Below are 13167 nucleotides of genomic sequence, written 5' to 3' on the forward strand. Positions count from 1 at the left end.
ACTGATGTTTTTCCGTCTTCTTCACATCACATGTGGTTTGATGATCGTTCTTCTGGGCGTCAAGGTTTACGATCTGGTTGAATATGTAGGCGCCGAAGTCCCTGCGGGTTCGTCTCTGGTTGCTGCTGCCGTTGCTCAACCATCTGTGACGCCGGTTTCTGGTGAAGCGTCTACACACAAAGACGATGCGGCCGCTCCCATGGAGAAAAAACCTGCATCTTCCGTGGCGTCACCGGTCCCTGCTACTGCCGATCTATGCAAGGGGGGCGGCTGTCAGGGCGCGCCTCAGGCACCTTCGGGAGTGGTGGGAGCAGAAACCGTTGACCCAGCTCTGAAGGCCGATCTGAATGAGCGGCAGCAGGAACTGGACCGGCGGTCCAAGGCGTTGGATGAGAGACAGCGTCTCGTTGATGCAGGGGAAGAAGAACTTCAGCGCCGGATGACGGCCTTGCAGGCGTCACGGTCTCAGATTGAAGACAGTGAACGTCATTCCGATGAACTTCTCAATCAGGATACGGATCGGCTCGTCAAAATTTACGAAGCCATGAAGCCTGCTGATGCGGCTGTTATTTTCAATATTCTGGATCTCAGGGTGGGCGTAGGTCTTCTGAACCGCATGAGTTCCCGCAAGGCTTCTGCAATTATGGAAGCCATGTCGCCACAACGGGCCATTCTTGCGACGCAACTACTGGCCAATATTCATGCGCATGCTGGCTCGCGCGGTATCAACGAATGACCGGATGGCGGATTCCTGCTTTGGCAATGCTGCTGATGACCTCCGCTGCAACAGCGTTTGCAGGGCCGTCGGTATCGTCCGCCAAGGGGCCTGCTCTTCCGCAGGGATGGTCGTTTCTGAATGATCCGTCCCCTCTTTTATCCCCCAGGGGAGTGAAAGAGAAAGACGCTGCCCTGAAAGGGGAAGGCGTGAAGGGCATCGACGTTGGACCTGCCTCCGCCGTGTCATCTGCTTCGGACGCGACGGGACTATGGTTGCCTCTGGGCGAGCGGACGCCGGTTGCAGCGTTTCGGAGAGGGGGAAGTTTTGTTCTTGTGGCGGCGGGGCGCCACCCTCTCGATACAGCCGCCCTGGGTGGAATTACTCCCTTTGGAACCGTGCAAAGCCAGATTTTGGGCAACAGCACACTGGTGCGTATCAGTTGTCCTGTAGATGCTGCACTGGACCTCAAGCCAGTTGCGGGAGGGTGGACAGTGTCGCTCGCGCCTTCCCAGCCCAACAGCGCAATGAAGCTTGGACAGGAAGGTCAGGCGCTGACCTTTACGCCTCCGCGGGCAAGTGATGCCATGCAGGTGCTTACGGTCCAGGACCCTGATTCAGGACGTCGTCTTTTGCTTGGTCTGGCTCAGTCAGGTGTGGTTTCTGAGACGATGGCCAGGAGAGGGGACGGATTTGAAGTGCGCCCAAGCCTGATGGGTGTTGTCATTGCAGCCGATTCTGACGTGTTGGAATTGCGGCAATCATCAGGAAAATTCTTTCTGGATCGGATAGGGCCGGGCAGTCTGCCCCTTTTGTCTCAGGGGAAGATGGCCACCTATGGTGCCTCAATGGCGGGCGTTCGGCTGGGGGAGACCTCTCCGGAAGCGCTTCACTCTGCAGCGTATCATGCATGGATATCAGCGGCGATGGCGATTGCCGGGCAGAGGTTCGACGCGAGGATTCGCCTGGCTCAGGAACTGGCACGTCTGGGAAATGGGCCTGAACTTGCTCAGGTTCTTCAAACGGCTCTGGAAGATCAGCCTGAAGGTGTTGCCCGCTCTGATGTAAAACGGTTGCGGCAGATTGCGGCGGTTTTGAATCACCGCCCTTCGGCAGATTTACGAGATGAGGAAGAAGGCTCCACGCCGGAAGACCAGTTCTGGCGTGGGATGGTTCAAACATTTTCTTCGGAAAAAGAAAACTCTGTTTCGGGTTCTGAGCGGGGACAGGCGGCAAAACTGATCGCGGCAGGGCTGCCTTCCGTGATGTCCTATGCTCAACCCTTACGGCATCGTCTGGTGCCCTCTGCCGCTGAGTGGGTCGTGCGGTACGGCGATGAGAGAGATCGTGCGGTTGTTCGAAAAATCCCAGAAAATTCGGACACGGCTCTGGCCCATGCACTGCTGGCTGCGCAGAACCGTGATCCGGGTGCCTCGAAAAAACTGGAAATTCTGGCAGGTTCATCGTCGCCCATGATCTGGCCGGTCGCACGGGAAACTGCGTTAAGGCTTGGGCTAGAGACGGGTCAGATACCGCCCGGCGTTGTCGGTGCGCGTCTTGATGCATTGATGCCGGCCTTCCGAATGGCGGGACGAGAGCCGGAAGCGAGATTGTTAACCGTAGATGCGTTTGCAAAAGCGGGAGAATGGCCGAAAGCGTTGCAAGCCGTTCAGGATGGTCAGCAACTCTATGGAACAGAGAAATTTCCTGGAGCGGAGCGGCTATCTTTGGTGGCTGAGGGAATGGCTTCTCATGCTCCTGACAAGCCAGACATCGCATTGGCAGAAGCCGACCTCCTGAAGAAAGCAGTGCTTGCAGCGACAGGGCAGAGCAGGATCCAGCTTAATTTTCTGAAAGCGCTTTCTGACCGATATGCTGTTTTGAGCCTGCCTTTGGCGCAGCGGGATACGCTTCAGGCGCTAGCGCAGCTTCAAGAAGGGGATGACGCGCAAAAGACGAAGCTTCAGATTGCGCGTCTGAACCTTGAAACGGGCGCTCTGGATGCTGCTCTGCAGGCTCTTCCACCGGAGGAGCCTGCAAGTATTAACGTCTTGCCTGGTGGACATGTTGAGTCGTCGGAGGCCGTGCTTCTTCGGGCAAAAATTGCCTTGGCGCAGCATGATCCTCAAAAGGCTTTGGGATATTTGAAAAACCGTTCGGAACCGGAGGCTCTTGAAATGCAGGCGAGTGTTCTGGAACAGCAAAAAGATTGGAATGGAGCAGTTAAGGCGCTGAAAAACCTGCTTCAGCCCTTGTTGTCAGGTCAAAACGAGACGGCAGATCCTCTGACATCGGAGCAGAGCCAACTTGTGTTGAGAATTGGGGCGGATGCGTCCCGGGCACATGATAGTGCAATGCTTTCCATTCTGGCGAAGCAGTTTTCCGCCAGAATGAGCGGCCAGCCGTCGGCGGCTATGTTCCAGTTGTTAACAGAAGGCAAGGATTCGTCTGTGCCAGCAGGTGGCTAAAGATTTCGCCTATTTGACCGTATGAGCTTTCAGGAACGTCTGAACGCCATATTCGATGAAGTGAGTGAGATTTTCACCCTCTTTGGGGGGTTTGCAATGCGTCAGATGGGCAAGAAGGGGGCCACCGAGTGTCATGCTGAATAGTAGGTCCGCGGCTTCCTCGACGTCGTCAATGTCGAGAGTGCCCGTAGCCACCTGTTTGGTCAGCCAGTCCTGGACAGGGAGGGCGCGGCCTGACAGGTGGAACAAGTCTGCTACGATCTGACGGATGGCAGGGTTGCGTGTGGTCTCCGTGACGAGGGACTTGAGCAGACTGAGACGTTCTTCATCCAGAAGCTGTTCTGCAATGAGCAGCATCATGCCTTGAAGCTGGGTGGAGAGTGGATCTGTTTCGACGGGTGCATAAGGAATAGGGGCGAAAAGCCGTTCAATGATCAGCGTTTCGAACAGGGATTTTTTCGACTCGAAAAACTGATACAGCGTTTTCTTGGACATGCCGGAACACGCGGCAATGCTATCCATTGAGGCGGCATGGTATCCGTATGTTGACAGCATTGAACTGGCAGCATTCAGGATGCGGGTTCTGCGCTCTACGTCGTCCAAGGTGCCGGTGTGGTCGCAGCAGCGCAGCTTGCGGGCATCGGACAGGGCGTCAGAACTGCTCAAGATCAACTCCGGGTATTATTCGGTCAAACCGAATTGACGTTCATCAAAGAAACCGGCTAGTTTCCAGTTCAACTGGAAACTGCGTGGTTTCTGTATCACAGGATAGCGGCTGTATCATGCCTTCTTTTCAGAAAACTTTTTTGATGTCCTCAGCAGCCGTCTCGGAGAAAGACCAGCATCGGTGGCTGAAGTCTGGCGTGCTGTTGCCTTTGTTCGTTGCACCGCTCGTGCTGGCGGGCTGTCACAAAAAGCAGGCTCCGCCCCAGATGCCGCCGCAATCTGTTGGCGTTCTTACGTTACAGGCCCAGCCTGTCACGCTGGAAACATCCCTGCCGGGTCGTACTGAAGCCTATGAGCAGGCTCAGATCCGACCACAGGTTAATGGTGTGATCGTTTCGCGTGACTTTGAGCAGGGTGCAGACGTCAAGGCAGGGCAACAGCTTTTTCAGGTCTATATCGCCCCCTATCAGGCAGCTTACGATCAGGCCAAAGCACAGCTTCTGAACGCACAGGCTGCTGCAAGCCGCGCGGCAGGTCAGTTGCGTCGTTATGGCCCGCTGGTCAAGGCGCATGCTGTCAGTTCGCAGGACTATGACAATACGCTGGCTACGGCCCGTGAAGCCGAAGCGCAGGTTGCACAGGCAAAAGCCAATGTTGAAGCGGCTGCCGTCAATCTGAATTACACCCATGTTCGTGCGCCGATTGATGGACGTATTGGCCGTACGCTTTACACGCCGGGCGCTCTGCTGACGGCTGGTCAGACACAACCGATTGCTGTCGTAACGCGACTCGATCCGATTTACGTGGACGTCAATCTTGCGGCGGCGGACATGCTGCGCCTGAAGCATGAACTGGCGACCGGTCAGGTTGAGCGTAAGGGGGATGATGCGGCGGCTGTTGGCCTGAAGCTTGAGGACAACTCCGAATATCCTCAGCGCGGCAAGCTGCAGTTGTCGGAAGTGACGGTTGATCCGGCTACAGGGACTCTTGTCATGCGAGCTGTTTTCCCCAATCCGGACCATCTGCTCCTGCCGGGTATGTTCGTCCATGCCCATGTTCGGGAAGGCATTGATCCGAACGGTCTTCTTGTTCCGCAGGTGGCTGTCCAGCGGAACTCCAAGGGGGAGCCGTATGTCATGATTGTCGATGCTGACAACAAGGTGCAGCAGCGTGCCATTCAGACGAGCCGCACGATCGGGACAGACTGGCTTGTGATGGATGGCGTCAAGGCAGGAGACCGGGTGATCGTGAATGGTCTTCAGAAGGTTCAGCCGGGTGCCAAGGTGGCACCTCAGGAAGCGCCTGCTCCTGCTGGAAAGGCCGGGTAATCTCCCATGACGCTTTCACGCTTTTTCATTGATCGGCCGATCTTTGCCTGGGTCATTGGGCTGATCATCATGCTGGTGGGTGGCGTTGCCATCACCCGTATGCCGATTGCTCAGTATCCGAGCATCGCGCCGCCACAGATCGCTATTTCCGTCATGTATCCCGGCGCATCTGCCGAGACGGTGAACAACACGGTTGTGCGCCCGATCCTGCAGCAGATGTATGGTCTGGATCATCTCGAATATCTGTCCGCCTCGTCTTATGCGAGTGGGCAGATGGAAATCGACCTGACCTTCGAGCAGGGAACCAATCCGGACATTGCTCAGGTTCAGGTTCAGAACAAGCTGCAGTTGGCACAGCCGCGTCTGCCGTCGGAAGTGACGGCTCAGGGGCTGAGTGTCACGAAGGCCACCAAGAACTTCATGATGGTTCTGGCCTTTATTTCCGAAGACGGCAGCATGTCCGGGCAGGATATTTCGGACTACGTGGCCTCCAATATTTCCGATCCGCTGTCGCGCGTTTCGGGTGTGGGTGATCACACGCTGTTCGGTTCCGAATATGCCATGCGTATCTGGCTCGACCCGTCCAAGCTTTATAATTACGGCCTGACGGTGGGAGACGTTCAGTCTGCCATTCAGGCACAGAATATTCAGGTTTCGTCTGGTGAACTGGGTGGCCTTCCGGCCAAGCAAGGGATTGGTCTTGATGCGACGGTGATCGGGCCGACGCGTCTGAGTTCTCCGGAAGAGTTCGAAAAGATCCTGCTCAAAGTTCAGCAGGATGGCAGTCAGGTCCGCCTGAAAGATGTGGCGCGTGTTGAACTGGGGGCACAGAGTTATGCGCTGGGGTCTGTTTATAACGGACATCCGGCTGCAGCCATGGCTCTGAAGCTTGCTCCGGGTGCCAACCAGCTTAACACGGAAGCCGCAGTGCGCGCCAAAATGGCCGATTTGCAGCGGTACTTCCCGGGTGGGCTGAAGCTGGTTTACCCGCTGGATACCGAGCCGTTCATTACGCTGTCCATCAAGGAAGTGATCGAGACGCTGGTGGAAGCCATTGTGCTTGTGTTCTTCGTGATGCTGATCTTCCTGCAGAACTTCCGTGCAACGCTGATCCCAACGATTGCCGTTCCAGTGGTTCTTCTTGGGACGTTCGGGCTGCTGTCTGTGCTGGGATACAGCATCAACACTCTGACCATGCTGGCCATGGTTCTGGCTGTTGGTCTGCTGGTGGACGATGCCATTGTCGTGGTTGAAAACGTCGAACGTGTGATGACGGATCAGGGGCTTTCTCCCAAGGAAGCCGCCCGTCAGTCCATGGACGAAATTTCTGGCGCGCTGATCGGTATCGTGCTGGTTCTGACCGCGGTGTTCCTCCCAATGGCTGCTTTTGGCGGATCGACGGGTGTGATTTACCGCCAGTTCTCCATCACCATTGTTGCCGCCATGTGGCTGTCCGTTCTGGTGGCCATGGTCATGACGCCTGCCCTGTGCGGTTCCATGCTCAAGCCGACGCATACGGGCCATGAGAAGGGCCCCATTGCCTGGTTCAACCGCACGTTTGATCGTCTGACCAACGGATATCTGGGCGGCGTAAAATGGCTGATCCGGGTTCCGGTCGTCAGCATGCTTATTTTTGCGCTGCTGACGGCGGGTGTGGTGTTCCTGTTCCTGCGCGTTCCGGGTGGCTTCCTTCCGGATGAGGATCAGGGCATCATCTTCGGTCAGGTGACCATGCGAAACAACGCCACACAGGCGCAGACCGCTGCCGTCAACCAGAAGATCACGGACTACGTTCTCAAGAACTATGGTGACTACGTGCAGTCCGTCTTTGCCATGAACGGCTTCAGTTTTGCCGGGCAGGGACAGTCTGCAGGTGCGTTCTTCATTCGTATGAAACCATGGGATCAGCGTCCGGGTTCTGCCCATACGACGATGACGGTATCCCGTGAGATCATGATGCATTTCTGGATGGATCCGGATGCACAGATCTTTGCTGTGAACCCGCCTGCCGTGATGGAACTGGGTAACGCGACGGGTTTCGATCTGGAACTGGAAGACACGGGGCATCTGGGTCATGCGGCGCTGCTGGCGGCGCGTAATCAGGTTCTGATGGAAGCTGCCAAGAATCCGCTTCTTCAGGCTGTGCGTCCGCTTGGTATGGAAGATGCCCCGCAGTTCAAGCTGGACATCAACCGTGAGCGTGCGAATGCCCTTGGTCTGACCAATGCTGACATCAACACGACGCTGGAAGGCGCTCTGGGGTCAATTTACGTCAACCAGTTCATGCGGGATGATCGTGTGAAGCAGGTTTACATTCAGGGTGAGCCCTGGGCCCGTATGACGCCTGAAGATCTGAACCGCTGGTATGTCCGCAATGCGACCGGCACGATGGTTCCGTTCAATGCGTTTGCATCCGGAACGTGGGAGAGTGGGCCGCAGAAGGTTGAAGACTACAACGGCATGAACTCTTACGAAATCCAGGGACAGCCGGCTGTGGGATCCAGTTCCGGGCAGGCCATGGCGGAAATGGAAAAGATCCTTGCCAAGCTGCCGCGTGGCATTGGGTATGAGTGGACGGGTCTGTCCTATGAGCAGCTTGCGTCCAGCGGTGCGACGGGGCCTCTCTATGCATTGGCTGCGATCGTCATTCTGTTCTGTCTTGCAGCGCTCTATGAAAGCTGGGCCATTCCGTTTGCGGTGCTGCTTGTGCTGCCACTCGGTGTGTTGGGGGCAATTGCTGCAACGCTGGGGCGTGGTCTCTCCAACGACGTTTACTTCCAGGTAGGCCTGCTCACGACGGTTGGTCTTTCGGTGAAGAATGCGATCCTGATCGTGGAGTTCGCCAAGGCCTTCTTCGAGCAGGGACAGTCCCTTGAAGAGTCCGTTCTGGAAGCGGGCAAGGAACGTCTGCGCCCGATCCTGATGACGTCCATTGCCTTCGTGTGTGGTGTGTTCCCGCTGGCAATCGCGACGGGTGCGGGCTCTGCCGCGCGTGTGGCGATCGGAACCTGTGTGGTGGGCGGTATGCTGTCTGCGACGTTGCTTGCGATTTATTTTGTGCCTGTGTTCTTCGTCGTTGTTCTGCGTCTCTTCCGGGTGACCCGCATCAAGGACCGGAAGGACCCGTATGATCATCTGAATGAACAGTCCCAACCGGCTGTTGAAGGGGAGCACGGCGCATGAAGGCCCGTCTTGGATTTGCCGCGCTGCTGATGCTGTCGGGGTGCAATATGGCACCTCGATATCATCAGCCGACACAGGCGGTGCAGAATGCCTACCCGCAGGATACAGGGTCCAGAAACGTCGCTTCGGTGGCCAAGTCCTACAATCTGGGATGGGAAGATTTCTTCACGGACCCTCGTCTGAAGGCTCTGGTTCAGTTGGGGCTGAGGAACAATCGGGATCTGGCCGCTCAGGCAGCGGCCATCACGGTGGCCCGCGGACAATATGAAATTCAGAACGCCTCCCTGTTCCCCATTATTTCTGCTGGGGGGCAGGGGATGTTCATGGCGCCGTCCGATACAGCGGGCTTTTCGTTTGCTCCTGGCCTTGGGACCAGCGTTTCAACCTTGCGGCTGTATCAGACGTCCATTGGCTTCTCGTCTTACGAAGTGGATCTCTGGGGGCGTATTCGTAATCTGACGAAGCAGCAGGCCGAAACGGTTCTGAACAGTGTCGAGGGTGCACGGAACGTTCTGATTACGACGGTCTCGCAAATCGGGACGACCTACATTCAATGGCTTGCGGATCGGGAACAGCTTCGTGTCACGCGCGACACGCTGAAGTCACAGCGGGATACGCTGCGGCTGACGCAGCTCTCGTATGACAATGGCGAGACGGACGCCCTGACGCTGGCGCAGGTCAAAACCCAGGTTGAGCAGGCTTCGGCGTATGAGGCGCAGTACCTGCGTGCCGTAGCGGATGACGAACATGCCCTTCAGGTTCTGGTTGGCGTGCCGTTACCAGATGATCTCCCACCGCCGGCACCGTTTGGCGCTCAGACGATGATCAGTGATCTACCAGAAGGGCTACCGTCGGATCTTCTGGCGCAGCGTCCTGATATTGTCGCAGCGGAGCATACTCTGATCGGCGCCAATGCGAGTATTGGTGCGGCACGAGCAGAGTTTTTCCCGAAGGTGACGCTGACGGCGTCTGAGGGGACAAGTTCCCTTCAGTTCCGCAAGCTGTTTACACCGGGCGCCGAGACATGGTCGGTGTCTCCATCCATCAGCCTGCCGATCTTTACCTGGGGGCAGAGTGAGGGAAATCTGTTGATGGCGAAGGGGCAGAAGCTCCAGTATGCCGCGCAGTATGAGAAGACCGTGCAGACAGCCTTCCGGGAAGTGTCTGACGCGCTTACGGCACGGGAGACTTATACGGCGCAGGAACGGCATATGCGGGAACTGGTTGATCAGTCGCAGAAAGCCTATGATCTGGCCAAGATGCGGTACGATGCCGGAATTGACAGTTATCTGACGACCCTTGAGCAGCAGCGTACGCTCTATCAGGCTCAACAGAACGCTATTGTGGTTCAGGCGGCACGATTCCAGAATCTTGTCACATTGTATCGTGCTCTCGGTGGTGGGTGGAGCCAGAAGACGGTTTCGCCTACAGTGCCCGCCGCAACGCACTGACCGGAGAGCATCATGCGCAGGATCCTGACTTCCACACTGGCGGTTCTCGCCCTGACGGGCACCGCTGTCGCGCAGGATGCGGATGGAGACGGGCCGAAGAAGCCGGACATGCACGAGTTGTATCGCAACTCCTCTCTTCCCCGGAGTCACGCCGATTTCAGCCGTTTCACGTACCGGCCACCGGGGGACAAGGTTATTGAGCAGCCGGATGCGTTCCGTCTGCTTTTCCGTACCCGTGATGGTCAGCCGGATGGGTATGCGGAACGTCGTGGTAATGCGGTGATCTATTATGATCGCTACGGCAAGGTCACGCATGTTCAACCTCTGCCGGAAGACGATACAGCTTCCAACTGAGGCTGGATTATTCGTTCATTCGGATTTGATCGGCGGCGGGAAATGGGCGTGAAGCCCGTTTCCCGCCGTTTGTGTTTGTAGTGGGTTTGCCTGTGTGCAGCGTTCAGGCCATCATGCATTTTCCCTGTTTCCTGCTGGCAAAGCTGGCGTTTTTCTTGAGCTTCCGATGACCGTTCCTGATATTGACCAGTTTCATGCCATTGCCATTAGCAGCCTGGCGCACAAACTGGCCGCCGAAGGGCGCAGCATCATTCACATGGAATTCGGCCAGCCTTCGACAGGGGCGCCACAGAAAGCCATTGAGCGGGCGCAGCATATCCTCGCGACTGACCCGATGGGCTACTGGGAAAGTCAGCCTCTGAAGGAAAGGGTCGCGCGCCATTATCAAGACATGTATGGCGCGACGGTTCAGGCGGATCAGGTCATTCTGACATGTGGTGCTTCGCCTGCTCTGGTTCTGGCGCTGACGAGTAGTTTCGTGCCGGGGCAGAGGGTGGCGCTCGCCCGTCCAGGGTATGTTGCGTACCGCAACACTCTGCGGGCGCTTCACATGGAGGCCGTCGAGATCGAGTGCGGAGAGGCTGAGCGTTTCCAGCTTACGGCAGATGCAGTCGCTGCGATTGAACCCGTGCCAGACGGTCTCATTATTGCCAGTCCGGCTAATCCGACCGGCACTATTCTTGGAGATGAAGAACTCAAGGCTATTCTAAAGGTCTGCCGCGATCGTGGTATCCGCGTGGTGTCAGACGAGATCTATCACGGCCTGAGCTATGGTGATCCGGCTCATTCGGTTCTGGAGTACGAGCCGTCTGCCATGGTGGTGAACAGCTTCTCCAAATATTTCAGCATGGCGCCGTGGCGTCTCGGGTGGCTGGTGGTTCCTACGGATCGGATTGATGCAGCCCGCGCGCGAATGGGCAATCTGTTCCTGACCCCGTCTGCCCTGAGCCAACATGCCGGACTTGTGGCGTTTGATTGCGTCGACGAGTTGGAAGGCCATCTCGACACCTATCGCCGTAACCGTGATCTGTTGCTCGAGGCCATGCCAGAGATGGGGCTAACGCATATCGCGCCGCCTGATGGTGCGTTTTATATCTACGCGGATATCAGCCACCTCACGGATGACAGTCTTGCTTTTTGCCGTCGGCTGTTGCTGGAAACAGGCGTTGCGACTGCGCCGGGCGTGGATTTTGACCCGGTAAATGGGAACCGTTTCATGCGTTTCAGTTTTGCGGTCTCCACGGACCGGATTGAAGAGGCTGTGCGCCGTATGGTGCCCTGGTTTGCGGCTCAGCCCAGACGTTGATCCGTCTGTTCAGCGGCTCGCCAGCGCAGGAAGCCCTGTAGAGCGAGCCCTATGAAAACCGCATACAGCACGGCCGTTGGATACAGGTCGCGCGTGAGAAAAAGCAGCACATAGGCTGTGTCGATTACGATCCACATCAGCCAGCTTGCGGTGTGGCGTCGGGCAGCCCAGATCTGTGCGACGATGCTGTAACTGCTCAGCATGGCATCAGCCAGAGGCGTGGGATCGTCCGTAAATCGGGCGAGGCAGAACGCCCAGAGGCCGCCGCCGACAAGACCCGCCAACAGACCCGTACTGGCTGTATAGGCAGAAAGCGAGCGGATATGGAGCGCGGTATCCCCTTGGGCGCCATCTGATTTCCACTGCCACCAACCGTAGAGCAGACAACCGCAGAACACGGCTTGCAGGGCGGCATCTGCATAAAGCCGGGCTGCGAAGAAAACCCATCCATAAAGCAGAGCGGCAACTAGTGAGACTGGCCAGCAGGCCATCTGGCGCTTTGCCGTCAGCCAGACACCTGCGGCGCTGAGAAGAGCAGCGAGAAGTTCGGTTAGGGACATGAAGCAGTCTGTTCCAGAGTGGCTTCAAGCCAGTGCAGAAGTGCCTGGCCGTTTGGCCCTGCGAACCAGTGGGCATGACCGAGCAGATAGCCCGAATAGGCCACTGTGGCGGAGGCTTCGTCGTGCACGAGGGTGCGGTAATACGAGACTTCCGAAAGTGCGAATTCGACATGCACCAAGGGGAGAAACGCGACGACCAGTTTGCGCTCGGTTGGTGAGAGCGGACAGATGAACTGATATCCGGCGAGTAGGGCCGTCAGTTGATCCCATGCCACGGTGTATTTCGGAGCAAGCCATGTGATGGCTGTGCGCTCGATTGCAACGGCGAGGTCATAGGCTGCGCAGGTCCGATCTGACATGCCAAAATCAAAAATTCCGCAGATCTCCGCTGTGGGATCGCTGGACGTCCAGAACTGATTCGAGGGGTGCCAGTCTCCGTGTCCCCAGAGTGGTTCTATATGGGACAGAAGGGGTTTGAGACGGTCATGGAATGGGAGCAGGACTTTGAGATCTGTTTCCCATGACGATGATTGAAAGAGTGCGTTCAGTCCCGGTTGAGAGTGGCCCCACTGTGCAAGACCTGCCTCAAGGTCTGGCTGAGCAATAGCCTTAAAACTGGAAAGCAGCAGGCGGTCATTCGAGCGTGCAGGAGCCTCATATTCTTTTGAAGCGAGATGGAGACGGCCGAGTGCTCGTCCAGCAGTGTGTGCCTGTTCAGCGCAGAAAAACGGCTCCCAGGACTGAACGTCCCGATACAGGTCCAAACCCGGAAGCGGGCGGAAGATTTCGTAAGTCCACCCATTTTCTTCCGTTACGGAACGCCCTGCGCGATCTTTCACCGGCACCTGTACCGGCAGACCCTGCGCAGTGAGATGCGCCATGAACGCGTGTTCTTCCATGAGGGCGGCGTAATCGCGCAAGCGGGGATCATGCCGCTTGAGGAACAGCACGGTTCCGTCCGCCAGCTTCACGAGTGCAGTTGCGGAGAAGGGGCGCTGGCCGTGCCATAAAAGAGTATCCGGAGCGGAAGCCAGAGCAAACCGCCCCAGAACACGGCCAGCTTCCTCCAGCGTTAGAGGCGGCCAGTGCCGTTCAGCCTGCACACCCTTGACGCCGAACTGTCCGGGAGCGGTCAC

General features: G+C 57.1%; 10 protein-coding genes. 7 read left to right on the forward strand and 3 right to left on the reverse strand.

Features of this window, described 5'->3' with window-relative positions:
- Positions 1 to 4 precede the first annotated feature (4 nt).
- On the forward strand, positions 5 to 736 hold the full coding sequence (locus tag J4P41_RS08700; RefSeq protein WP_426066803.1) for a MotE family protein: 732 nt from the start codon (positions 5 to 7) through the stop codon (positions 734 to 736).
- On the forward strand, positions 733 to 3183 hold the full coding sequence (locus J4P41_RS08705) for a tetratricopeptide repeat protein (RefSeq protein WP_426066804.1): 2451 nt from the start codon (positions 733 to 735) through the stop codon (positions 3181 to 3183). Before J4P41_RS08700 ends, J4P41_RS08705 begins: the two co-directional genes overlap by 4 nt.
- Positions 3184 to 3192: 9 nt before the next feature.
- Here J4P41_RS08705 and J4P41_RS08710 read toward each other — a convergent pair whose 3' ends face one another.
- Positions 3193 to 3849 carry a TetR/AcrR family transcriptional regulator gene (locus tag J4P41_RS08710; protein ID WP_023943770.1) on the reverse strand — a complete coding sequence of 219 codons (657 nt, stop codon included), beginning with the start codon at positions 3847 to 3849 and terminating at the stop codon, positions 3193 to 3195.
- Between the two features lie 116 nt (positions 3850 to 3965).
- On the opposite strand from J4P41_RS08710, the gene J4P41_RS08715 reads away from it, so the two are divergent.
- The 5 genes from J4P41_RS08715 (at position 3966) to J4P41_RS08735 (ending at position 11471) form a co-directional block, all read left to right on the forward strand.
- Complete coding sequence (locus J4P41_RS08715; RefSeq protein WP_426066805.1) at positions 3966 to 5177, forward strand: efflux RND transporter periplasmic adaptor subunit; 1212 nt, start codon at positions 3966 to 3968, stop codon at positions 5175 to 5177.
- A 6-nt stretch (positions 5178 to 5183) separates the two neighbouring features.
- Positions 5184 to 8360: an efflux RND transporter permease subunit gene (locus tag J4P41_RS08720; RefSeq protein ID WP_426066806.1), complete on the forward strand. Its 3177-nt coding sequence runs from the start codon at positions 5184 to 5186 to the stop codon at positions 8358 to 8360.
- A complete protein-coding gene (locus J4P41_RS08725; RefSeq protein ID WP_426066807.1) occupies positions 8357 to 9811 on the forward strand; it encodes an efflux transporter outer membrane subunit in 1455 nt (484 codons plus the stop codon). Before J4P41_RS08720 ends, J4P41_RS08725 begins: the two co-directional genes overlap by 4 nt.
- Before the next feature lie 12 nt (positions 9812 to 9823).
- The gene (locus J4P41_RS08730; protein WP_010504078.1) at positions 9824 to 10165 is read left to right on the forward strand and encodes a hypothetical protein; all 342 of its coding nucleotides are present in this window, start codon (positions 9824 to 9826) and stop codon (positions 10163 to 10165) included.
- A 166-nt stretch (positions 10166 to 10331) separates the two neighbouring features.
- Positions 10332 to 11471: a pyridoxal phosphate-dependent aminotransferase gene (locus J4P41_RS08735; RefSeq protein WP_426066808.1), complete on the forward strand. Its 1140-nt coding sequence runs from the start codon at positions 10332 to 10334 to the stop codon at positions 11469 to 11471.
- On the opposite strand, the gene pnuC is transcribed toward J4P41_RS08735, so the two are convergent.
- Together pnuC and J4P41_RS08745 are read right to left on the reverse strand one after the other, a co-directional pair.
- Positions 11456 to 12031: a nicotinamide riboside transporter PnuC gene (gene pnuC / locus J4P41_RS08740; RefSeq protein WP_426066809.1), complete on the reverse strand. Its 576-nt coding sequence runs from the start codon at positions 12029 to 12031 to the stop codon at positions 11456 to 11458. The genes J4P41_RS08735 and pnuC overlap by 16 nt on opposite strands.
- Positions 12022 to 13167, reverse strand: a complete 1146-nt coding sequence (locus tag J4P41_RS08745) for a phosphotransferase enzyme family protein (RefSeq protein ID WP_426066810.1) — start codon at positions 13165 to 13167, stop codon at positions 12022 to 12024. The genes pnuC and J4P41_RS08745 overlap by 10 nt, the downstream gene beginning before the upstream one ends.

Source organism: Gluconobacter sp. NFX36 (assembly GCF_049887835.1).
In the GTDB taxonomy this organism is placed as follows: domain Bacteria; phylum Pseudomonadota; class Alphaproteobacteria; order Acetobacterales; family Acetobacteraceae; genus Gluconobacter; species Gluconobacter japonicus_A.